Genomic DNA, 22,277 nt, shown 5'->3' on the forward strand with positions numbered 1-22,277 from the left:
ACGAGGTCTCCGCGTATGAGGTTCGTCTTGGTCGATGAACCCCTCTACCGGAGACCTCACTTGTCGACGATCACGACACGCCCGACTTCGAAACACGGCCTAGCATCCGCCCGCCGATGCCGCCGAGGATCAGCGCCCCGCACACCAGGCCGCCGTACGCGCCGATCAGTCCCCGTCCAGGAGCCGACCCACCCCCGGCCACCGCGCCGGAGGTTCCGCCAAGTACCACACCGAGAAAGACGCCCAAGACGACCAGCATTTGTCACACGCTAGGAACGGCGCCGCAGGGCCATCCGTCGATGTCCGCTTGCTGACAGCGAGAGTCAGCGCAACGCGAGCCAGAGCACGATCGCGACGATGACCAGGCCCAGCAGGACGTACGGGCCGTACTTCTTGGCCATCGCTCCCGCGCCGGTCACCTCGAGCAGGTCGATCGGCTTCGGCTCTTCGGCGGACTTGGTCGCCGCCGCCGCGGGTTCGCGGGCCGCGATCGGATCGGCTGCGGGGTCGACCGCTCCGACAGCGGCAGCCGTCTCCTCCGGCGGCGCCTCCTGGCGGCTCTCCTGCCGAGTCTCGGAAAGCTTTCCTTCCAGGCAGTCCGCGAACTGCCCGATCAGCTTCCCACCGACATCCGACAACATGCCGCGGCCGAACTGGGCGGGCCGGCCGGTGATCTTCAGTTCCGTCGCCACGTCCACCCGCGTCAAGGCGTCGTCCTCGGCCTCCATCGACGCCGTCACGGTCGCCGCGGCGGTGCCGCTTCCCCGGGCCTCGCGACCGGATGCCTCGATGACGACCCGGTGGGCCGCTTCGTCAGAGGAGACGAAGCGGCCCTTACCTCGATAGGTGAGTGATACCGGGCCGAGCTTGACCTTCACCGTCCCCGTGAAGGATTCGCCGTCGAAGGACTCGAGGGCGGCACCGGGCATGCACGGCGCGATCCGTGGCACGTCGAGCAATACGGCCCACGCCTCGTCGACGGGTGCGGGGACGGTGAAACTGTGGTCAAGCCGCATGAAGCTACTCCGATCCGATCGCCCCGGCCGTCGCGAGTGCTCGACGAGTGAGCACCTGCGCCAACTGGTGGCGGTAGTCGGCCGAGCCGGACAGGTCGCTCGCCGGTTGCGTTCCCTCGGATGCCCGAGCGGCAGCAGCGCCCAACGACTCGGCGGTCGCAGGCGCACCGGCCAGCATCTCCTCGACGCCGGTGGCCCGGATCGGGGTCGCTCCCATGTTGGTCAACGCGACCCTGGCCTCGGCGATCGAGCCGTTCGAACGACGGACAGCCGCGGCCACACCGACGATCGCCCAGGCTTGGGCGACGCGGTTGAACTTCTCGTAGTGCGTGCCCCAGCCCGCGGACGGATCCAGCTTCGGCACGCGGACGGACACCAGCACCTCGTCCGGTGCCATCGCCGTGGTGAGGAAGTGGACGAAGAACTCGCCCGCCGGGACGGTACGTTCCCCGTCCGGCCCGGCCAGCACGAACGACGCGTCCAGCGCGGTCGCCACCGCGGGCAGGTCACCCGCCGGGTCGGCGTGCGCCAGCGAGCCGCCGAAGGTACCGAGATGCCGTACGGCCCGGTCGGCCACCGTCGCGGTCGCCTGTGCCAGCAGCGGTGCGTGCGACGCGACCAGTGGGTCGCGCATCACTTCGTCGTGCGTGGTCATCGCCCCGATCACGAGCGCGTCGCCGTCGTCGCGTACGCCACGCAGGCCGGGCAGCCCGCCGAGGTCGACGAGTAGGCCCGGCACCGCCATCCGCAACCGCAGCAACGGAATCAGGCTCTGGCCACCGGCGATCACCTTTCCGTCGTCGCCGGAGTTGTGGAGCACCTGGACGGCCTCCTCGAGGCTCCCCGGTCGGATGTAGTCGAATGCAGCGGGAATCATGCCGCCGCACCTCCTTCCGTGCCACGTGCCTCCCGGACCGCGCGCCACACCCGTTCGGGCGTGCACGGCATCGGGATGTCGTTGACACCGTACGGCCGCAGCGCGTCGACGATCGCGTTCACCACGGCCGGCGTGGACGCGATCGTGCCGGCCTCGCCGACGCCCTTGGAGCCGAGCGGATGGTCGGTCGCGGGTGTCTCGGTCCGGTCGGTCGTGAACATCGGCAGGTCGGCCGAGCTCGGCAGCGTGTAGTCGACGAACGTGCCACTCAGCAGGTTGCCGTCCTCGTCGTAGGCCGCCTCCTCGAACAGCGCCTGGGCGATGCCCTGCGCGATGCCGCCATGGACCTGGCCCTCGACGATCAGCGGGTTGATCACCTTCCCCACATCGTCGACCGCGACGTACTTGCGGATCGTCACGCGCCCGGTCTCGGTGTCGACCTCGGTCGCGCACAGGTGCGTGCCGTGCGGGAAGGAGAAGTTCACCGGGTCGTAGGTCGCGTCGGCGTCCAGTGTCGCCTCGATGCCGTCGGGCAGGTCGTGCGCCGCGAACACCGCGAGCGCGCAGTCGGCCAGCGTCTTCGACGCGTCCGGCGTGCCCCGCACCCGCAGCGCGCCTCCGGACCACTCGAGGTCCTTCGGGTCGCACTCGAGCATGTGGGCCGCGACCGGCTTGGCCTTCTCGATCACCTTCTCGCAGGCGTTGACGAGCGCGATGCCGCCGACCGCCAGGGAGCGCGAACCGTAGGTGTCCATGCCCTTGTGCGCGGTACGGGTGTCGCCGTGCAGCACCTCGACGTCGTCGAACGGAACGCCGAGCTGGTCGGCCACGATCTGGCTCCACGCCGTCTCGTGACCCTGGCCATGCGGCGAGGTGCCGGTCACCACCTCGACCTTGCCGGTCGGCAGCATTCGTACCGAGGCGGTCTCCCAGCCGCCGGCACCGTAGCGCAGTGCGCCCAGCACCCGCGAAGGCGCCAGCCCGCACATCTCGGTGTAGGTCGAGACGCCGATGCCGAGCTGCACCGGATCGCCGGACTCCCGCCGGGCCGCCTGCTCGGCACGCAGCTCGTCGTATCCCAGCAACGCAAGGGCTTTGTCGGTCGCCGCGGCGTAGTCGCCTGAGTCGTAGGTCATCCCGGCGACGGTGTCGAACGGGAACTCCTCGCGGTTGATCCAGTTGCGCCGGCGGATCTCGATCGGGTCGACGCCGAGCTCGGCCGCGAGCTCGTCCATGATCCGTTCGATCGCGTACGTCGCCTCCGGCCGGCCCGCACCTCGGTAGGCGTCGGTCAGCGTGGTGTTGGTGAAGACGCCCGTGCACTCGAAGCGGTACGCCGGGAACTTGTAGATCGCGTTGTACATGAATGCGCCCAGCAACGGGATTCCCGGCGTGACCAACCCGAGATAGGCACCCATGTTGCTGAGCAGCTTGACCGAGAGCCCGGTCACCGTCCCGTCGGCGCGTGCCGACAGCACGATGTCCTGGATCTGGTCGCGGCCGTGGTGGGCCGACTGCAGGCTCTCCGAGCGCGACTCGGTGTACTTCACCGGCTTGCCCGTGCGCTGCGCGGCCATGAACACGATCAGTTCCTCGGCCGTGACCTGGAGCTTGCCGCCGAAGCCGCCTCCGACGTCGGGTGCGATCACCCGGATCTTGTGCTCGGGCGTGCCGGTGACCATCGCGAGCATCACCCGCAGGATGTGCGGAATCTGCGTCGCCGACCACATCGTGATCTGGTCGCCGGTCGGGTCGACCACGACGCTGCGCGGCTCCATGAACGCCGGGATCAGCCGCTGCTGGACGTAGCGGCGCTCGATGACGATCTCGCTCTGCTCGGCGGCCTCGGCGACATCGCCGCCCGTACCGGTCTGTGCGGAGTCGTAGACCCAGGTGTAGCTCTTGTTGGTCCCCTTGTCGGAGTGGACCAAGGCCGCGCTCTCTCCAGGTTGCTCGGCGATCGCGACCTCCATGTCGAGGACGACCGGCAGCTCTTCGTACTCGACCTCGATGACCTCCATCGCGTCCTGCGCCTCGCTCCGGCTGCGGGCGATGACGACCGCGACCGCTTCGCCGGCGAAGCGCACCTCGTCGACGGCCACCGGCGGGTGGTCGGGGTGCACGATGTCCTCGGTCACCGGCCAGGCGCACGGCAGTGAGCCCTGCGAGCCGGCGACGTCGCGACCGCTGAACGCGGCGACCACACCCGGCACCTCGAGGGCCGGGCCGACGTCGATGCTCGTGATCCGCGCGTGCGCCATCGGGCTGCGCAGGATCGCCAGGTGCAGCATGCCGGGCAGCGCGATGTTCTCGGTCCAGACCGTACGGCCGGTGATCAGCCGCGCGTCCTCCTTGCGGCGGCGCTTGTTGCCGACCTCCGGGACCGTTCCAGGGCCGGAGCGCTCTTCGGTCGCCGTCATGCCTGCACCTCCTCCGGCTGCTCGGCCGCCGCTGTGGTGGGCTCCTCGGCCGTGTCCTCGTAGGCGGCCTTGACGCGCATCGACTGTGAGGCGGCCTGAACGGCCCGGACGATGTTCTGGTAGCCGGTGCAGCGGCAGAGGTTGCCCTCGAGTCCTTCGCGGATCTCGTCCTCGGAGGGGTCGGGGTTCTCGGCCAGCAGGTCGACCGCCGCCATGATCATTCCGGGGGTGCAGAAGCCGCACTGCAAGGCGTGGCTCTCGTGGAAGGCACGCTGTACGGGGTGCAGCCCGTCAGGTCCGCCGTTCGAGAGTCCTTCGATGGTGGTGATCTCCTGGGCGTCGGCCTGGACGGCGAGCACGGAGCAACTCTTCACGCTCTTGCCGCCCATCAGGACGGTGCACGCGCCGCAGTTGCTGGTGTCGCAGCCCACCACCGTTCCGACCTTGCCGAGGCGTTCCCGCAGGTGATGGATCAGGAGCGTACGAGGTTCGACATCATCGTCGTAGCGGATGCCGTCGACCGTCATGCTGATTTTGGCCATGGGCCCTCCACGCGTCGTCGTGTTGGGCCGAGCGGTGGGGCCTCGGCCCGCACTACACCCCAGGTAATGCCCGCTCTGAGGGGTGACGCAAGGGTTTTGGCCCGAGCAATTCGTACTTTTTCCGGGGGGACGACCCCCGTGCCCCCCGATGTGAAGAATTCAGGCACCCTCATGGTGGATCCGGCCATCGAGCGCCGTCAGGCGCTCGCCTTTGCCACCCCAGCGGGCCGCGATGATCTCGGCGGCGATGCTCACCGCGGTCTCCTCCGGCGTGCGCGCCCCGAGGTCGAGTCCGATCGGCGACGCCAGCCGTTCCAGCTCCGCCTCGGTCACACCCAGCTCGCGTAGCCGCTTCAGCCGGTCGTCGTGGGTGCGGCGGGAGCCCATCGCGCCGACGTACGCCAGCGGCAGCCGCAACGCGACCTCGAGCGCGGGCGCGTCGAACTTGGGGTCGTGGGTGAGGACGCAGACCACCGTACGCTCGTCGATCCGGCCGGCGTCGGCCTCGGCGCGGAGGTACTTGTGCGGCCAGGCGACCACCACCTCGTCGGCGTCGGGGAACCGCCGCCGGGTGGCGAACACCGGGCGGGCGTCGCACACCGTCACGCGGTAACCGAGGAACGTCCCGATCCGCGCGACGGCGGCGGCGAAGTCGATCGCACCGAACACCACCATCCGTGGCGGCGCGGCGAAGCTGGCCACGAACACCGTGAGGTCGTCGAGCCGGCGCTCGCCGTCGTAGCCGTAGCGGAGCACGCCGGTCCGGCCGGACGCGAGCAGCCCACGAGCGTCGTCGGTGACGGCCTGGTCGAGCCGTTCGAGGCCGAGCGAGCCGGCCGTACGGTCGGGCCAGATCACCAGGTGCCGGCCGCGCCGCTGCTCCGGATCCTCGTCCGGCACGCCGACACAGGTCACGACGGCGACGGGACGGCCGGCCCGGATGTCGGTAACCACCTCGCCGAGCTCGGGGAAGCGCTGACGGTCGACCCGTTCGGCGTAGACGTCGAGCAGCCCACCACAGGTCAGGCCGACGGAGAACGCGTCCTCGTCGCTGATGCCGTAGCGGGTGAGGGCGGGCTCGCCGGACTCCACCACCTCGCGGGCCAGTTCGTAGGCGGCACCCTCGACACAGCCGCCCGAGATCGAGCCGACCGCGGTTCCGTCCGGGCCGACCAGCATGGTCGCGCCCGCCGGCCGTGGGGCCGAGCGCCAGGTGTCGATCACCGTGACCATGCCGACCGGCTCGTCGTCCTGCCACCAGCCGGCCAGCTCGTCGAGCACCTCACGCACGTGCGATCACCTCCGCCACCTCACCCGCCGGGTCCCACGCCGCGCGCCCTCGGCACCGGCACCGGCTGCTGTCGAGCACCTCACGCACGTGCGATCACCTCCACGACCTGCTCCAGCGCGTCCAGGCTGTGGCCCGCCACGAAGTCGTCGACATAGGGCAGGACCGCGGCGATCCCGCCCACGAGTGGAGCGTAACCCGGCTTGCCCTGGTGGGGATTGACCCAGATCAGCCGGTACGCGAGCCGCGACAGCCGGGCGATCTGCTCGGCCAGCTCGGCCGGGTCGCCGCGTTCCCAGCCGTCGCTGCACAGGACGACGACCGCGCCGTGGGCCAGGCCGGGGCGTCCCCAGCGGTCGAGGAAGGCCTTCACCGAGTCGGCCAGCCGGGTGCCGCCGCGCCAGTCCGGGATCGCCTCGCCGGCCGCGCGCATCGCAGTGTCGGAATCGCGGTGCCGCAAGGGCCGGGTGATCCGGGTCAGCCGTGTGCCGATCGTGAACACCTCCGTCGAACCCGGCCGGCGGCGGACCGCGGCGTGGCCGAAGCGCAGCAGCGTGTCGGTGTAGGCGGCCATCGAGCCCGACACGTCGAGCAGGAGGATCAGCCGGCGAGGCTTCGGGCGGCGCCGCCTGTACGCCAGCCGCGCCGGCTCGCCGCCGGCCCGCAGGAGGTTGCGGACCGTACGGTTCGGGTCGACCGGGCCCTTGGCCGCCGGGCGGTAGCGCCGGGTACGGCGAGGGGCGGTCTGCGGCTCGAACATCGCGATCAGCCGGCGTACCTCCTCGCGTTCCGGCGGGGTCAGCTCGGCTGTGTCACGGTGCCGGAGGATCTCCTGATCACTGGCGAACAGCACCGGCGCCGGGTCATCGGCGGCCAGGTCGGCGCCGTCCCCGGACTGCCATGCGGGTATCAGCACGTTGACCGACGACCGGCGCTGTACCGCCGCCGGCATGGTGGTGGTCCGATGCGGTGCGCGACCGCCGAAGTAGGCCTCGAACGCCGCGTCGTAGATCGGGAGGTCGTCGGCCGTGGTGCAGAGCGCGAGCCGGCCGGCCCAGTAGACGCCGCGGCCACTCTCGACGCCGAGCTGGTCGGCTGCGGCGACCATGGTCTGCACGCGGTCGGGTGTGGCGTCGACACCCGCCTCACGCAGCACCCGCGCGAAACCCAGCAGGATCTCGGTGATGTCGCGGCCGTCGCGCGCCATGTCAGTTCGCCCCGATCAGCTCCGCCAGTCCGGCGGACTGGACGCGTTCGGCGTCCTCGCGGTATTTCAACACCGCGCCGAGCGTCGCCGCCGCGATGTCGGGGTCGAGCCGCTGCGCGCCCAACGCTGCCAGCGCACTTGCCCAGTCGAGCGACTCCGCCACGCCCGGCGGCTTGATCAGGTCGAGCTCGCGGATCCGCCCGATCGCCGCGGCGACGCCGACAGCCAGTCGTTCGGTGATCTCCGGCAGGCGGGTACGCAGGATCTCGACCTCGCGCTCGAAGCCGGGATGCTCGACCCAGTGGTAGAGGCAGCGCCGCTTGAGCGCGTCGTGCACCTCTCTGGTCCGGTTGCTGGTGAGCACGGCCCACGGCGGCTGCGCGGCCTCGATCCGGCCCAGCTCGGGGATCGTGATCGCCGACTCGGCGAGCAGCTCCAGCAGGAACGCTTCGAACTCGTCGTCGGCGCGGTCGATCTCGTCGATCAGCAGTACGCACGGCGTGCTCTCCAGCGCCTGCAGCAGCGGGCGGGCGATCAGGAACCGCCGGTCGTAGAGACTCGCCTCGACGCTGGTCGGATCGGGATGATCGGCCGTGGCCTCGACCGTACGCAGGTGGAGGATCTGGCGGGTGAAGTCCCAGTCGTACAGCGCCTGCGCCACGTCGAGGCCTTCGTAACACTGCAGGCGAACGAAGTTGGCGCCGGTGGCCTGCGCCAGCGCCTGCGCGAACGTGGTCTTGCCGACGCCCGCATCGCCCTCGAGGAACAGCGGCCGGCCGAGCCGCAACGCGAGGTAGCCGGCCGTCGACAATCCGTCGTCGGCGAGATAGCCCGCGTCGGCGAGCGCACGGGCGAGCGCATCGGGCGTTTCCGGCAAACCTTGCTCCACGTAACCCATCATGCACCCAGGCGTCTGGCATCATGAAGAAATTCAAGCGCGGGAATGTCTCGCGTCACGGTGGGGTTCTACGGGGGATTCATCATGCTTTACGACTGTCCTGAATGCGGCCTGCCCGCAACTGTCACCACGCGTGGTCGCTTCGCCAGCACCGCCGGCCCGGTCGAACACGTCCAGGTCCGCTGCGCCGACGCCCACCACTTCCTCGGCCCGGCCGACACCCTGCGGGTGCGGTTGCCGCTCCCCCAAGGCATCGACGACTGACCGGCCGAGCCTCGGCGCCGCGACAGCGGATCCGCCTGACGAGTGGCCTTCCACTCGTGGATCTCAGTACGTGAGGCCGAAGCCCTGCGCGAACAGCGGCGTCTTGCCGTCGCCGGCGTTGATCGGTTGCTGGGAGACGTTCTGCATCCAGGTCATGGGGAGCTTGCCGGTCGGCCGGTAGTCGCCGAACAGGACGTCGGCGACGCCGTTGCCTTCGGTGCCGGGGAGCCACGCGGCCAGCAGCGCGGTCCAGTTCGGCAGCTGGCTCGCGATGTCCATCGGGCGACCGGACACCAGGACGACGACGACCGGGACGCCAGAGGCGCGCAGGCGGCTCAGCGTGGTCAGGTCTTCGGTGTCCAGGCCCATGCCTTGCCGGCGGTCGCCCTGCCCTTCGGCGTAAGGGGTTTCGCCGACGACGGCGACCGCGGCCTGATAGCTGCCGTCGATGCCGTTGCCCTGGCGGTCGTAGGTCACGGTGCCCGGCGAGGTCACCGCGGAGCGGATCCCTTGCAGGATGGAGGTTCCGGGCGTGGTCGCACCGCTGCCGCCCTGCCAGGTGATCGTCCAGCCGCCACTTTGGTAACCGATGTTGTCGGCCGACTTGCCGGCGACGAAGATCTTGCCGGTCTTCGGCAGCGGCAGCACGCCGTTCTGGTTCTTCAACAGTACTTGGGATTCTCGTACCGCCTGCCGGGCCAGCGCGCGGTGCTCGGCCGATCCGACCGTCGAGGTGTACGTACGATCGGTCAGCGGGCGCTCGAACAGGCCGAGCTCGAACTTCCTGGTCAGGATCCGCCGGTTCGCGTCGTCCAGCCGCGCGGCCGAGATGCGCCCGGCGTTCACCTCCTGGCGTAGCAGGTCGACGAAACGCCTGTAGTCGTTGGGCACCATCACCATGTCGATGCCCGCGTTGATCGCCTGGCTGATCTCGGCTCCGGTGAAGCCGGTGCTGCCGTCGAGCTGGTCGATGCCCGCCCAGTCCGACACCACGAAGCCCTGGAAGCCGAGCTCGCCCTTCAGCACGGTGTTGAGCAGGTAGCTGTGGCCGTGCAGCTTCTGGCCGTTCCAGCTGCTGAACGACACCATCACCGCGCCGACGTCGCGCTGGACCGCGGCCTGGAACGGTGGCAGGTGGATGGCGCGCAGCTCCGCCTCGCCGAGCTCGGTGTTGCCCTGGTCGACGCCGCCGGTCGTACCGCCGTCGCCCACGTAGTGCTTGGCGGTCGCGAGCACCGAGCCGGGCTGGTCGAGCGCACTCCCCTGCAGGCCGGTGATCAGCGTCGTCATCGCCGTCGGCAGGTCCGGCGTCTCGCCGAACGACTCGTACGTACGGCCCCAGCGGTCGTTGCGGGCCACGCAGAGGCAGGGCGCGAAGTCCCAGTCGATGCCGGTGCCGGAGACCTCCTCGGCGGTCGCCCGGCCGATCCGCTCGACGAGAGCGGGATCGCGGGTCGCGCCGAGGCCGATGTTGTGCGGGAAGATCGTGGCGCCGCGGACGTTGTTGTGGCCGTGCACGGCGTCGACGCCGTAGATCATCGGGATGCCGAGCGGAGTGGACAACGCGATCCGCTGGAGGCGGTCGTACATGTCGGCCCAGCCGGTCGCGGTGTTCGGCGACGGGGCCGAGCCGCCTCCGGACAGCACGGAGCCGATGCGGTAGGTCGCGAGGTCCTGCTCGGGGTTGAGCGCGCCGCGTTCGGCCTGGGTGAGCTGACCGATCTTGTCGTCGACCGACATGCGTGCGAGCAGGTCGTCGACGCGGTCCTGAACGGTCAGGGACGCGTTGCGGTACGCGGGCTGCGCCGGCGCCGGCGCAGCCGACGAGCTGCTCGCGGCTGGGCTCGTACACCCGATCGCCGCCACCACGCTGACCACCGTGATCCATCGACCCACGACCGCTTGACGCATCGGGAAGCTCCTGCCGTCTCGAATGGGAGCGCTCCCACGACAGCGTAGCGTGAATTACCGATCAACGGAAGGTGTGCTCAGCGCACGGTCAGCGCGACTTCGAGCCGGGGCGAGTCGGTGCCGGAGAACGGGATGGTCCGGAACACCAGCGTGTACGTGCCCGGCTTGGCCGCGGCCGGTGCGACGACCTCGAAGGTCAGCCGCTTGCTGGTCGCCGACCCGCCGGATTTGACGGTGTACGAGCGGCTGGCCGGCGTGACCTGCCAGCCCTTCGGCAGCTCCGCGGCGTTCACCGTGCCGCCGACCTGGCCGACTCCCTTGCCCCAGGCGTCGATCGCGATCCGAGTCCGGCCGCCAGGTGCGACGGGTCGCGGCTTGCCGGCAAGGAGAGCGCCGACCTGGTTCTCGCAGGCACACGGCGCCTGCTGCTGGACCGGGCCCATCACCTTGACCTTCGGGGCGGCGGCCGTCTGCTCGGTGCCGCTGCCGGTCGCGGTGGCCGTCGACCCGGTGAGCGCGACCGTCGCCAGCCCGACCGCCAAACCGACGACGAGCGGGCGTACGGAACGCCAAAGACCAAGGTCAGCCACGCGATGAGTCTATGTCTGCGGCGCACTCTCCACCCCGGCGACCGGCTGGCCAACATCGGTATGGTCAGGCGCCATGACCTCGACGCCGCCGCCGTGGATTGACGACCTGTTCTCGTTCCCGACGCCACCCGCGCTGCGTACGCTGATCGACATCGCCTGGCGGCACGCGTACGACTTCTATGTGGAGAACGAGAGCTACGACTTCCTCCTGCTGGCGACGCACGTCGACTTCATGTTCGACCTCACGAGGTTTCCGCGACCGCCCGAGGGATCCGACGGCTATCCGGAGTTCACCGACGACGACCGCCGGCAGGCTGTTCCGCACTTCGCGACGCCGGAGTTCGTCCCGTTCGGCGCGTTGGGCACCGGCGCGTACGTCGGCTGGCTGGTGCCGGCACCCGAGCTCGGACGCACGGACCATCAGGTCGCGCTCACCAGCGGTCACGACCACGGATTCACGCTGATCGGTGCGGACACGCGAGCTGGGCTGGAGTTCATGCTGTCGTGGGCGTTACGGCGATCCAGTGACCGCTATGGCGAGCGGATCGGTCGGCTGGCCGCCGAGCTCGGGGTCCACCCGGACCCGAACCGCACGTACGCCGGGTCGTCGTGGCGCGAGACGATCGTCGTGCGGGACGACGAGGTCGAGATCGAGTTCGACGTCCCCGACGGCTGGCGCAACGAGGCCGGCTACGACGGCATCGGCGTGCTCGCCCCCGTGGCCGCGTTCGCCGACTGGGATCCGGTCGTCGCGGACCGGCCGGACGTGCCGATGGAGCAGGTGCTGGCGGAAGCCGCCCGAGCGCTCGACGCGGGATACCCCGCCACCGCGCTGGCCGGGCTGAAGGACTCCTTCATCGTCGCGGACGGGTTTCCGTTCGCCGCGGCCAAGCCGTTGTGGGCGCGCGCCTACCACGATCTTGGCCGCCACGAGTTCGCCGAGCGCCTCGAGCAGATGGCGCCGATGTACCAATCCACGTAGGGCTTCGGGCGGCTGGAGACGAAGACGGCTCGTCCTTCGGCGGCGAACGCCTTCATCAGGTTGCGGATCCAGAGGATGCCGTCGGGGTCGAGCCCGTTGACCGGCTCGTCCTGCCATCAATGTCGCGGTCGACCGTGCTCAGTTTCACCGCGGTCGAGTGCTGCCCTGTTAGCAGGCGCTGCGCCCACCGTGGACGGCTTTGGCGTCGATCAAACGCGCCGACTTCGCGTAAAGGCACGCGTAACCGCCGATAGGGCTTTCCGTTGATTCGCGCTGTACCCCCCGTCGGATTGTCCAAACCAAGAATCATCCGCATGTCGTCGATTTGCCAGATCCGTTTGGCCCGAGGAATCCGGTGACGATTCCCGGCCGCACCTGAAACGACAACCCATCAACGGCAAGCGTCGAACCGTAACGCTTGCTGAGATCAATGGCCTCGATCGTGCCGGCGTCATTCATAACGCGTTTGCTCCCCGGCAAAACTGATGTTTAGACCTCTGTTCAGGTCGGGGACGTAATCAGGTGATCACGGAACGAAAACGCAAGGTCGTTCTGTCGACTAGGAGGCATTCACCTCATGTCCAAACTCATTCGACGAGGTATCGCCATTGTCGCGGGCCTGGCGCTCACCACAGCTATCGCCCTGCCCGCGGCCGCTGCCGATACTACGAGGGACTCGCTCGAGATTCAGTGGAAGGACACCCGGCTGCAACTGCAGCAGACGACCGACCACGCGAGGCAGATCAAACGCAGCCTGTCGAGCGTCGACAGCAAGTCGCCGGCCCGCACCATCAAGGTCGTCGACGCGTCGGACTTCGCCAGGGTCGACGAAGCCGCGGACCGCGCACGCGCCGCCGGCTTCAACGTCGGTGACCTGCCTGACAGCCGTGCCATCCAGAACGTGCTTCGTACACAGGGCAACATGGGCGCCGTCGACATGGTGCTCGACGTGATGGAGCCTGCCGAGGACCTGCCGCTGCCGGCGCCGGACCTCCCGCTGCCCGGTCTCGGACCGATCCAGGATCTGCTCAAGGCGGTCATCAGCCTGATCACCGGGCTGCTCAGTGGCCTGCTGGGCGGCCTGCCGCTCCCGGACCTGCCCGTACCGCTGCCGCCGGTGCCCGGCACGCCCGAGGTGCCTGGTGTGCCCAAGGTCCCGGCGCCGCCCGCGCCGAACCCGGGCCCGCTTCCCAACCCGCTCCCCAACCAGTAACAGCGAGGACGGTGATAACTACGGTGAATCGCATCACCCCCCACTAGGGCAGGAAGCTGCTTTCCTCCGGTGAGGGCTCTGCCCGAACTGATAGCGGACAGCCCTACCTCTCTGCATCGAAACAGGCGACCCGGCTTCGGCTGGGCCGCCTGTTTCATGTCGTTGGCTGGAACACTAGTCCGTCACACTGTCGCGGAGGCGTTTGAGGGCGCCCATCACGATGTTGGGATCGGCGGTGTACCACATCGGAGGCAGGGAGTTGCGCAGGAAGCCGCCGTATCGCGCCGTTGCCAGGCGGGAGTCGAGGACGGCGACGACGCCCTTGTCGCTGGAGCGGCGGATCAGGCGGCCCACTCCCTGGGCGAGCAGCAGGGCTGCGTGCGTAGCGGCGACAGACATGAAGCCGTTGCCGCCCGCGTCGTCGACGGCGCGCTGGCGGGCCGACATCAGTGGGTCGTCGGGGCGTGGGAACGGGATGCGGTCGATCACGACGAGCTGGCAGGTGTCGCCGGGGACGTCGAGGCCCTGCCACAGCGAGAGCGTGCCGAACAGCGAGCTCTCGGGGATCGCCACGAACTTGCGTTGCAGCTCGGTGAGCTGTCCGTCGCCCTGGCACAGCACGGTGAAGCCGAGCTTCTCGCGTACGACCTCGGCGGCCTCCTCGGCGGCGCGGCGGGAGGAGAACAAGCCGAGGGTGCGGCCGCCGAGCGCCTCGATCAGGCCGCAGAGCTCGTCGAGCGCGTGCTCGGAGATGCCGCGCCCGGGCGGCGGGAGGCGGCGGGCGACGTAGAGGATGCTCTGCTTGCCGTAGTCGAACGGCGTGCCGACGTCGAGGCCGCGCCAGGGGGCCGGCAGGTCGTCGCTCTCGGCGTCCTCGGCGCTGTCGGGCTCCTCCGGGTCTTCCTCCAGCTCGACGTCGAGCTTGTCCTCGGCGGTCTCGTCGTCTTCGAGGCGTTCTTCCGGGCGAAGGCCGACCGAGCGCGCGGAGGCGTCGAAGTCGCCGCCCAGCTTGAGCGTCGCGGAGGTGAGCACACAGGTGCGGTCGCCGAGGATGCGGTTGCGCAGCAGGCCGGACACCGACAGCGGGGCAACCTCGAGCTGCGGGCCGAACTGCTCGCGCGAGGAGATCCACACCACGTCGTACTGCGACATCTCCGCGATCCGCTCGGCGACGGTACGCACCTGGTCGACGGCGGTCTTGGCGGCGCGCAGGGTGGCTTCGCGTTCGGTGTCGTCGTTCTTCTTGGGGAAAGCGGACGAGGCGGCGCGCGCGGAGTCGCGTACGAGAGCGACTGCGTCGGCGAGCTCGGCCGGCAGCTTGTCGAGCCGGCCGGGCTCGAGGGCGACCAGCGCGTTGTTGAGCGCGTCGCCGGCGTCTTCGAGTGGGTCGGCCTCGCCGTTGGTGCAGAACGCGCGCGCCCGCCGGCTGGCTCGTCCGACCATCTGCGGAGAGAGCTCGGCGGACGCGACGCCGGTGACGCGGGCCGCCAGCTCGTGCGCCTCGTCGACGACCACGACGTCGTGGTCGGGCAGCACGATGCGGTTCTCCATCGCGTCGATGGCGAGCAGCGCGTGGTTGGTGACGATGACGTCGGCCTTGCGGGCTTCGTTGCGGGCGCGTTCGGAGAAGCACTCGTCGTAGTAGAAGCAGCGGTCGCCGAGGCACTCCCTGGCCGACACCGAAACCTGCGACCACGCGCGGTCCTGATGGGTCGGCGCGTCGTCGCGGTCGCCGGTGCCCTGGGTCTCGGCCTCCTTGGTCGCCCACTCGCGTAACGCGACGACCTGTTTGCCGATCGGCCCGGACGGCGCGACGTCGACGAGCGTGCCCTGGTCGTCCGGAACGCCGTCGCGGACGCGGTGGAGGCAGGCGTAGTTGTGGCGACCCTTGAAGATCGCGAAGTTGGGCTTGCGGCGCATCCGCTTGCCGATCGCCTCGACCAGGTTGGGCAGATCACGTCCGACAAGCTGCGCCTGCAGCGCGAGCGTCGCCGTGGCCACCACCACCGGCTTCTCGGATCTCAGCGCATGCAGGAACGCGGGTACGAGATAGGCCAGGGACTTGCCCGTGCCGGTGCCCGCCTGGACGAGCAGGTGCTCCTCGGACTCCATCGCCTGAGCGACCGCGCTGGCCATGGCGACCTGCCCAGGCCGCTCGACACCGCCCAGCGCCTCGACGGCGCCGTGCAGCATGCTTCGGACCTGAGGATCGGTGTCAGTGCCAGAGTCGGCCATCCGGAGAGGTTATACCCCTGGACCGACACTCCCGGCCGCACTCCAGCCGGTGCCGCGAACCCCCTTGACCGAACATTTGCCGACGGCGTCAAGAGCCCGAGACCTCGACGGCAGGTGGCCGATCCCGCGCCACTGGCTTGCTGCGGCCGTGTCCGCCGGCCCGGCCGGACGCCGATGTGGATGCGGTCAATTCTCGGCACCGATCGAGCGATCTCGGCCGGGGCGTGCTCGGGTCTTCGGGTGGCCGTGGCGGGTGCGGACTCGTGCCTGGATGACGGCTCCGGCTGGTCGGCTGTGTGGTGGTGTGATGGTGTCGTGGTCGTGGTCGTGGTCGGGGTGGTGGGTGTGTCGGCTTTCGCGCTGGCTGGGTGGCTGAGTGGGGTGTGGGCGGCGTGCTGTGGGCGATCGTGTGGTCTTGGCCGGCGTGTGGGGTGGGGGTGCCGGGCGGTTGGAGCGAGGTGGGGTCTTCCGGATCACCGCGGTTGCGCCGGACCGGCGGTGTTGGCATCTGCTCGCCGGCCGCCTCGTGGTCGGGCGTGGCTGATGCCGCTGGTAGGTGCCAGTCAGCCGGCCGGAGGCGTGGGCCGGGTCGCCGATGCGGACTGCGAGTCTGGGTTACATGGCAGGCGACAGTCCTCGCCCCCACCGATCCGCAGGTAGCAGTCGCGGGGCGTTGGGTGGCCGGGCGATGCGGAATCGCCCCTGGATCACCGCGGTACGCCGGACCGGCGGCGTTGGCACCTGCTCTGGCGGCCGGCTCGAGCTGAGTGCCGCCTCTTCGATGCGAGCGAAAGAGCCGGTGCGCCACGGAGTCGGCGAGCGTCCCCCTTCGACTGGACATCGGGAGGAGGTTGTCCGGCGCCATCCACAACCACCCGCGACAGCGACGTTCCGGGCGAGGGCGCGGCTAACGGCGCTGGTACGTGCCGGTCAGCCGGCCGGACGCGAGTGCCGCGTCGCCGATGCGGGCGAGGGTTTCGCCGCGGGACACGTCGCTCGCGATCTGGCTGGACAGGGCGTACAGCGTGAAGCGGTAGTGGTGGGTGCCGCTCGGTGGGCAGGGGCCGGTGTAGGCCCTGTCGTCCGCGCTGTTCGGTGCCTGCCAGGCTCCGGCCGGTACGGAGTTCTCGGCGAGCGAGCGCGTCGAGGGAGCCAGCCCGCCGAGGATCCAGTGGACGTACGTGCCGCTCGGCGCGTCCGGGTCGTCCACGACGAGGATGAGGCTCCTGGTGCCGGCCGGTACGCCCGACCAGGTCAGAGGCGGGGAGACGTTGGCGCCGTCGCAGGAGTACTTCGCGGGGATGGCCTTGCCCTCGGCGAAGGCCGGGCTCGTCATCCGGAAGGTCCGCAGCCCTTCGCGACCCAGCACCTCCTCGCCGCCACCGCTCGTGCACGCGGCCAGGCCGGCGACAAGAGCGCCGACCACGGCCGCGAGCACCAGACGGGGCACGATCACGCCAGCACACTACCCCCGGAACCAGGCCGGCTCCCGGCTGATCTCCACACCTCCGGTGAGCATCTGGCGGCCCACCTGGGTGGCGAACGCCCGGTCCAGTCCGAACGCCTTCCGCGCGCTCACCTCGTCCAGGCGAGCTCGCTGCTCTGCCGTCAGGTCGAACGTCAGCGCGGCCAGGTTGTCCTCCAGCTGCTCGACCGTACGGGCGCCGATCAACGTCGACACCACGCCCGGGCGCTGCGCGACCCAGTTCACCGCGACCTGTGCCGGTGTCCTCCCGACCTCCGACGCGACCTTCGACAGCACCTCGAGTACCTGCCAGTCCTGCTCGGGATGCTCGGCCAGCTCCGGAGCCAGCGCCTTGAGCTGCTCCAGCCGCCCGTCCCCGGAAACGCCCTCGGCGACGCGTGCGTACTTGCCGCTGAGGAATCCGCTCGCCAGCGGCGAGTACGGCACGACGCCCAGGCCCAGGTCGAGCGCGGCCGGCACGAGCTCGTGCTCGATCTCGCGCGCGACCAGGGAGTACTGCAACTGGAGCGCCGCCGCCGGCTCCCAGCCGTACGACCGCGCCGTGAGCTGCGCCTTCGCGACGTACCACGCCGGCACGTTACTGAAGCCCACCGCACGCACTTTCCCGGCCCGGACGAGCGCGTCGAACGTCGACATCACCTCCTCGACCGGCGTCATCCGGTCCCAGGCGTGCATCCAGTAGAGGTCCACGTAGTCGGTGCGCAGCCGGCGCAGCGACGCGTCGAGTGACGCCATCATGTTCTTGCGGCCGTTGCCGGCGCCGTTGGGGTTGCCGGGGTCCACGGTCATCGTGTACTTGGTCGCGAGCACGACCCGATCGCGTACGCCGGCTTCCTGGATGAACTTGCCGAGCAGCTCCTCGCTCCTGCCGCCGCCGTAGTTGACCGCGGTGTCGACGAAGTTGCCGCCGGCGTCGAGGTAGCGGTGGAGGACCGCGCGCGAGGTCTCCTCGTCGGAGCCCCAGCTTCCCCAGATGCCGACGGACTCGGAACCGTCGATGCCGAACGTCATCGCACCCAGCGCGAGTGGGGAGACCCGCAGTCCGGTACGTCCGAGCAGGTGGTAGTGCGCGAGTGGGGCCTCGGTGGTGGCCATGTGGACTCTCCTACGATCTAGAATCGGATGTAGATTCGGAATGGCCATTCCGTTTTAGACTATACGGAATCTGCATTCCGGTTGTCAAACGTCTCGTTGGAGAGTTGGGAGGTGCGGGATGCCCCGGCCGCTGCGCGCGGATGCCCAGCGCAACCGCGACCGCGTACTCGCCGTGGCCAAAGCCGCGTTCGCCGCCGACGGCCTGGCCGTACCCATGCCGGAGATCGCCCGCCGGGCCGGCGTGGGCGTCGGCACGATCTACCGGCAGTTCCCCACCAAGGAAGCCCTCTTCGAGGCGATCGTCCTCGAGGACATGCGGGCCATGCTCGACCGTGTGCACACCCTGTTGGCCGCCGACGATCCGGGCGAGGCGTTCTTCGCGTTCCTCGCCGACGCCGCCGAGGAAGGCGCGGACAACGGCGCGTTCAAGGAGGCGCTCGCCGGCACCGGCGTGGAATTCGAGGCCGCGAAGTCCACGACCGTCACGGAGATGTACGACGTGGTGGGCCGGCTGCTCGAGCGCGCCCAGAACGCCGGCCAGGTCCGCGCGGACGTCAGCATCGCCGACGTCTTCGCGCTGCTGACGGGCGTACTCACCAGCACCGACCGGCGGCAGGGCAAGGAACCGCTGCGCCGCCTACTCGCCGTGGTGTGTGACGGCCTCCGCGCCGTCTGACGTACCGGGCGTGCGATGGCGGCATCGCCGTGATCCAGAGGATTCCGCCTCGCCACGGCACCTCCGGCCGGCAGGTGCCAACGCTGCCGGCCCGGCGCACCGCGGTGATCCAGGGGCGATTCCGCATCGCCGCGGCCACCCGGAGTCCTCCGGAGCACGCCCCAGGGTCGAAGCAGGTGGAGTCGCCCGGTGTCGGCGGTGTACGCGGTGTCGGCGGCCGAGCAGCAGAGATCGGCCACCCAACGCCGGGCCGCCGCTACCTGCGGATCGGTGGGGGCGAGGACTGTCGCCTGCCATGTAACCCAGACTCACAGTCCGCATCGGCGACCCGGCCCACGCCACCGACCGGCTGACCGGCACCTACCAGCGGCATCAGCCACGCCCGACCACGAGGCGGCCGGCGAGCAGATGCCAACACCGCCGGTCCGGCGCAACCGCGGTGATCCGGAAGACCCCACCTCGCTCCAACCGCCCGGCACCCCCACCCCACACGCCGGCCAAGACCACACGATCGCCCACAGCAACGCCACCCACACCCCACTCAGCCACCCAGCCGGCGCGAAAGCCGACACACCCACCACCCCGACCACGACCACGACCACGACCACGACACCATCACACCACCACACAGCCGACCAGCCGGCGCTGTGATCCAGGCACGACACCGCACCACCACGGCCACCCGAAGACCCGAGCACGCCCCGGCCCGCAGTGGCGACGTGTGCTCAAAGCGACACTTGGTTGTTGGGGTGCGCACGGCTTGGCTTGATGTGATTCGATCTCTCCATGACCTACGACGCAGTGCCGCTCATTCCTCGGTCCGTACTGTTCGGGAATCCGACGTATGCCAGTCCGGCGATCTCGCCCGACGGCACCCGGCTGGGCTATATCGCCCCCGAGGAGGGTGTGCTCAACGTCTGGGTGGGGCCGCTCGAGGCGCCGGGTGAGGCAAAGGCGCTGACACACGATCGTGGGCGCGGGATCCGGGTGTTCGGGTTCTGCCACGACGACAAGCACCTGTTCTACCTGCAGGACGAGGGCGGCAACGAGAACTGGCAGCTGCACCTCCTCGACCTCGAGTCCGGCGAGGAGCGCAGCGTCACACCGTTCGCCGACGTGCAGGTTCACGTGCTCGGCCACAACCGCTGGACGCCCGACCGCATGTTGCTCGGCCTCAACAAGGACAGGCCCGAGCTGCACGACCTCTACACCCTCGACATAGCGAGCGGCGAGCTCACCAAGGTGCGCGAGAACCCCGGTTACGCCGGCTGGATCGCCGACACCGACCTCAACGTACGCGGTGCTGTGTCGCTCACGCCCGAAGGCGGGCTGGTCTACTACCTCAACGACCCCGCGAGCGACGACCCGGCGGAGCTGAAGCCCTGGCTCGAGGTGCCGCCCTCCGACACGCTGACCACGGGCCTGGAGGAGTTCTCCCGCGACGGCAAGACGCTCTACCTGCAAAGCTCGATCGACGCCAACGCCTCCCGGTTGTACGCCGTCGACCTGGCCACCGGCGAACACACGTTGCTGGCCGGCGACGACACCTACGACGTCGACGCGGTCGAGGTCGACCCGGCCACCCGTACCCCCCAGGCCGTCGTGTTCAGGAAGGACCGCAAGGAGTGGGTCTTCCTCGACGAGGACTACGCCCGGGCGGTCGAGCGCGTCCGCGGGCTGCTCGCCGTCCAGCGGATCGACGGCGAGCTCGCCATCTCCAGGTCCGAGCGGTCCGGCCGGGTCTGGCTGGTCTCGGTGCTTCGTTCCGACGGCGCCGCCCGTCACTACATCCACGACCTCGAGCGCGGCGACCTGACGTTCCTGTTCTCCCACAAGCCCGAACTCGACGACTACGAGCTCGCGGTGATGGAGTCGTTCGAGTTCACCGCCCGCGATGGCGTCGAGGTGCACGGTTACGTCACGTACCCGCGCGATGTCGCGCGTACGAACCTGCCGGCCGTGCTCGACGTCCACGGCGGCCCGTGGGCGCGCGACGTCTGGGGCTACAACCCCGAGGTGCAGTGGCTGGCCAACCGCGGCTACGTCGCGATCCAGGTCAACTTCCGCGGCTCCACCGGCTACGGCAAGGCGTTCGGCAACCTCGGCGACAAGCAGTGGGGCCGCACGATGCACACCGACCTGCTCGACGCGCTCGAGCACTTCGTCGCGCAGGGCGTGATCGACCGCGACCGGATCGGCATCATGGGCGGGTCGTACGGCGGATACGCCGCGCTGGCAGGCGCCGCGTTCACGCCCGACGTGTTCCGCTGCGCGGTCGACCTGTGCGGACCGTCCAACCTGCTCACGTTGCTCGAGACGATTCCGGAGTACTGGAAGCCGCAAATCGCCTTGATGTACGCCAAGGTGGGCAACCCGGAGACCGACAACGACATGCTCTGGGAGTGGTCGCCGCTGTCGAAGGTCGGAGACATCCGGATCCCGGTGCTCGTCGCGCAGGGCGCCAACGACCCGCGGGTCAAGCAGGACGAGGCCGAGCAGATCGTGAACGCCCTGAAGGAGAAGGGCCTGCCCCACGAATACCTCCTGTTCGAGGACGAGGGACACGGGCTGGCCCGGCCGGAGAACCGCGAAACCTACTACTCCGCGACCGAGGCGTTCCTCGCCACTCACCTCGGCGGACGTTCGGGCGACTGAGAGACGACCCGGCTGGTCTTTCCGGGGCGACCCCGGCCCCGGAAAAGACACCGAAACCGCCACCGAAAGTCCACCGAAAGCGGGTGCTAAGAGATGGCTGAGAAGTCCACCGGTTTCTTGGCTGCGTCAGGCATGGTAGAGGCATGACGTACTCGGGTTCGAGCAACATGCCCGGCGCCACCGACGGCGGCCGCCGATGGATGTCCGGCCTGAAGCTGCTGGCTTTGATGATCGGTCTGATGTGGGTGCTCGAGATCGTCGACACCGGAACGGGTGGTGCGCTCGACAACTTCGGCATCCATCCGCGTTCGGTCGAAGGCCTGGCCGGGATCGCCGCGGCGCCGTTCCTGCACTTCGGCTTCGGGCACCTGATCTCCAACTCGATTCCCCTGCTCGCGATGGGCGCGATGATCGCGGTCGGTGGAGCGGGCCGCCTGCTGTCGGTGACCGTCGTGGTCGGGCTGATCAGCGGCATCGGCGTCTGGCTGTTCTCGGCACCGGGCTCGGTCACGATCGGCGCGAGCGGCGTGGTGTTCGGCTACGCGCTCTACCTCGTCGTGCGCGGCATCTTCAACCGCAGCGCGTTGCAGATCCTGGTCGGCCTGGTGGTCGTCTTCGTCTGGGGCGGCTCGCTGCTCGGAGGGCTACTTCCGCAGGACGGGATCTCGCTGCAGGGCCACCTGTTCGGAGCGATCGGCGGCGTGATCGCGGCCTGGCTCCTGGCTGACGAGAAGCGGACCAAGGCTCCACGTTCCGCAGGCTGAGCGACCCCGCCGAGCGCCAACGGGTCGCGCCGCAATGACCACGGTTGCTCGGTCATTTGCGATGTGCCAGGCGAATCTGCCACGGGCAGGTCGCAATGACCGAGCAACCGTGGTCATTTGGCCAGGGCCAGGGCCGCGGTCGGATCCAGATCAGCGGC

At 69.6% G+C, this 22,277-nt stretch carries 20 protein-coding genes and 1 pseudogene; 7 read left to right on the plus strand and 14 right to left on the minus strand.

From position 1 onward, the window contains the following. Positions 1–70 precede the first annotated feature (70 nt). The 8 genes from ACYVF6_RS23035 to ACYVF6_RS23070 all read right to left on the minus strand — a co-directional run bounded on the left by ACYVF6_RS23035 (position 71) and on the right by ACYVF6_RS23070 (position 8,239). Positions 71–259, minus strand: a complete 189-nt coding sequence (locus tag ACYVF6_RS23035; RefSeq protein ID WP_460524558.1) for a hypothetical protein — start codon at positions 257–259, stop codon at positions 71–73. Positions 260–323: 64 nt separating this feature from the next. Further along, complete coding sequence (locus ACYVF6_RS23040) at positions 324–1,016, minus strand: SRPBCC family protein (RefSeq protein WP_460524559.1); 693 nt, start codon at positions 1,014–1,016, stop codon at positions 324–326. A gap of 4 nt (positions 1,017–1,020) precedes the next feature. Next, positions 1,021–1,893: an FAD binding domain-containing protein gene (locus tag ACYVF6_RS23045; RefSeq protein WP_460524560.1), complete on the minus strand. Its 873-nt coding sequence runs from the start codon at positions 1,891–1,893 to the stop codon at positions 1,021–1,023. Beyond that, entirely contained in the window at positions 1,890–4,313 is a 2,424-nt protein-coding gene (locus tag ACYVF6_RS23050; RefSeq protein ID WP_460524561.1) for a xanthine dehydrogenase family protein molybdopterin-binding subunit, read from the minus strand. The genes ACYVF6_RS23045 and ACYVF6_RS23050 overlap by 4 nt, the downstream gene beginning before the upstream one ends. Beyond that, a complete protein-coding gene (locus tag ACYVF6_RS23055; protein ID WP_460524562.1) occupies positions 4,310–4,855 on the minus strand; it encodes a (2Fe-2S)-binding protein in 546 nt (181 codons plus the stop codon). The genes ACYVF6_RS23050 and ACYVF6_RS23055 overlap by 4 nt, the downstream gene beginning before the upstream one ends. A 159-nt stretch (positions 4,856–5,014) precedes the next feature. Then, positions 5,015–6,145, minus strand: a complete 1,131-nt coding sequence (locus ACYVF6_RS23060; protein WP_460524563.1) for an XdhC family protein — start codon at positions 6,143–6,145, stop codon at positions 5,015–5,017. Positions 6,146–6,225: 80 nt separating this feature from the next. After that, complete coding sequence (locus ACYVF6_RS23065) at positions 6,226–7,350, minus strand: vWA domain-containing protein (protein ID WP_460524564.1); 1,125 nt, start codon at positions 7,348–7,350, stop codon at positions 6,226–6,228. Position 7,351: 1 nt separating this feature from the next. Beyond that, on the minus strand, positions 7,352–8,239 hold the full coding sequence (locus ACYVF6_RS23070; RefSeq protein WP_460524565.1) for an AAA family ATPase: 888 nt from the start codon (positions 8,237–8,239) through the stop codon (positions 7,352–7,354). A gap of 93 nt (positions 8,240–8,332) precedes the next feature. On the opposite strand from ACYVF6_RS23070, the gene ACYVF6_RS23075 reads away from it, so the two are divergent. Next, on the plus strand, positions 8,333–8,512 hold the full coding sequence (locus tag ACYVF6_RS23075) for a hypothetical protein (protein ID WP_460524566.1): 180 nt from the start codon (positions 8,333–8,335) through the stop codon (positions 8,510–8,512). 63 nt (positions 8,513–8,575) lie between these two features. Here ACYVF6_RS23075 and ACYVF6_RS23080 read toward each other — a convergent pair whose 3' ends face one another. Together ACYVF6_RS23080 and ACYVF6_RS23085 are read right to left on the minus strand one after the other, a co-directional pair. Next, positions 8,576–10,423 carry a glycoside hydrolase family 3 protein gene (locus ACYVF6_RS23080; RefSeq protein WP_460524567.1) on the minus strand — a complete coding sequence of 616 codons (1,848 nt, stop codon included), beginning with the start codon at positions 10,421–10,423 and terminating at the stop codon, positions 8,576–8,578. Between the two features lie 77 nt (positions 10,424–10,500). Next, complete coding sequence (locus ACYVF6_RS23085) at positions 10,501–11,013, minus strand: hypothetical protein (protein WP_460524568.1); 513 nt, start codon at positions 11,011–11,013, stop codon at positions 10,501–10,503. 73 nt (positions 11,014–11,086) lie between these two features. Here ACYVF6_RS23085 and ACYVF6_RS23090 point away from each other — a divergent pair, with 73 nt between their 5' ends. Continuing rightward, positions 11,087–11,995: a hypothetical protein gene (locus ACYVF6_RS23090; RefSeq protein WP_460524569.1), complete on the plus strand. Its 909-nt coding sequence runs from the start codon at positions 11,087–11,089 to the stop codon at positions 11,993–11,995. Positions 11,996–12,006: 11 nt separating this feature from the next. Here ACYVF6_RS23090 and ACYVF6_RS23095 read toward each other — a convergent pair. Then, positions 12,007–12,454, minus strand: a pseudogene (locus ACYVF6_RS23095) (ATP-binding cassette domain-containing protein); the annotation flags it as partial. A gap of 118 nt (positions 12,455–12,572) precedes the next feature. Between ACYVF6_RS23095 and ACYVF6_RS23100 the strand changes: the two are divergent. Further along, complete coding sequence (locus tag ACYVF6_RS23100; protein ID WP_460524570.1) at positions 12,573–13,208, plus strand: hypothetical protein; 636 nt, start codon at positions 12,573–12,575, stop codon at positions 13,206–13,208. Between the two features lie 174 nt (positions 13,209–13,382). On the opposite strand, the gene ACYVF6_RS23105 is transcribed toward ACYVF6_RS23100, so the two are convergent. The 3 genes from ACYVF6_RS23105 to ACYVF6_RS23115 form a co-directional block, all read right to left on the minus strand. Beyond that, positions 13,383–15,443, minus strand: a complete 2,061-nt coding sequence (locus tag ACYVF6_RS23105; protein ID WP_460524571.1) for an ATP-dependent DNA helicase — start codon at positions 15,441–15,443, stop codon at positions 13,383–13,385. A gap of 907 nt (positions 15,444–16,350) precedes the next feature. Further along, the gene (locus tag ACYVF6_RS23110) at positions 16,351–16,899 is read right to left on the minus strand and encodes a YbhB/YbcL family Raf kinase inhibitor-like protein (RefSeq protein ID WP_460524572.1); all 549 of its coding nucleotides are present in this window, start codon (positions 16,897–16,899) and stop codon (positions 16,351–16,353) included. 9 nt (positions 16,900–16,908) lie between these two features. Further along, positions 16,909–18,024 (minus strand): aldo/keto reductase, encoded by a 1,116-nt coding sequence (locus tag ACYVF6_RS23115; RefSeq protein ID WP_460524573.1) that lies wholly within the window; start codon positions 18,022–18,024, stop codon positions 16,909–16,911. Between the two features lie 118 nt (positions 18,025–18,142). Between ACYVF6_RS23115 and ACYVF6_RS23120 the strand changes: the two genes are divergently transcribed. The 4 genes from ACYVF6_RS23120 (at position 18,143) to ACYVF6_RS23135 (ending at position 22,119) form a co-directional block, all read left to right on the plus strand. Further along, positions 18,143–18,700, plus strand: a complete 558-nt coding sequence (locus ACYVF6_RS23120; RefSeq protein WP_460524574.1) for a TetR/AcrR family transcriptional regulator — start codon at positions 18,143–18,145, stop codon at positions 18,698–18,700. Positions 18,701–19,108: 408 nt separating this feature from the next. Then, positions 19,109–19,351: a hypothetical protein gene (locus ACYVF6_RS23125; RefSeq protein ID WP_460524575.1), complete on the plus strand. Its 243-nt coding sequence runs from the start codon at positions 19,109–19,111 to the stop codon at positions 19,349–19,351. A gap of 135 nt (positions 19,352–19,486) precedes the next feature. Then, positions 19,487–21,355 (plus strand): S9 family peptidase, encoded by a 1,869-nt coding sequence (locus tag ACYVF6_RS23130; protein WP_460524576.1) that lies wholly within the window; start codon positions 19,487–19,489, stop codon positions 21,353–21,355. 143 nt (positions 21,356–21,498) lie between these two features. Further along, a complete protein-coding gene (locus ACYVF6_RS23135; RefSeq protein ID WP_460524577.1) occupies positions 21,499–22,119 on the plus strand; it encodes a rhomboid family intramembrane serine protease in 621 nt (206 codons plus the stop codon). The last annotated feature ends 158 nt before the right edge of the window (positions 22,120–22,277 follow it).

It is taken from the genome of Flindersiella endophytica, assembly GCF_054779015.1.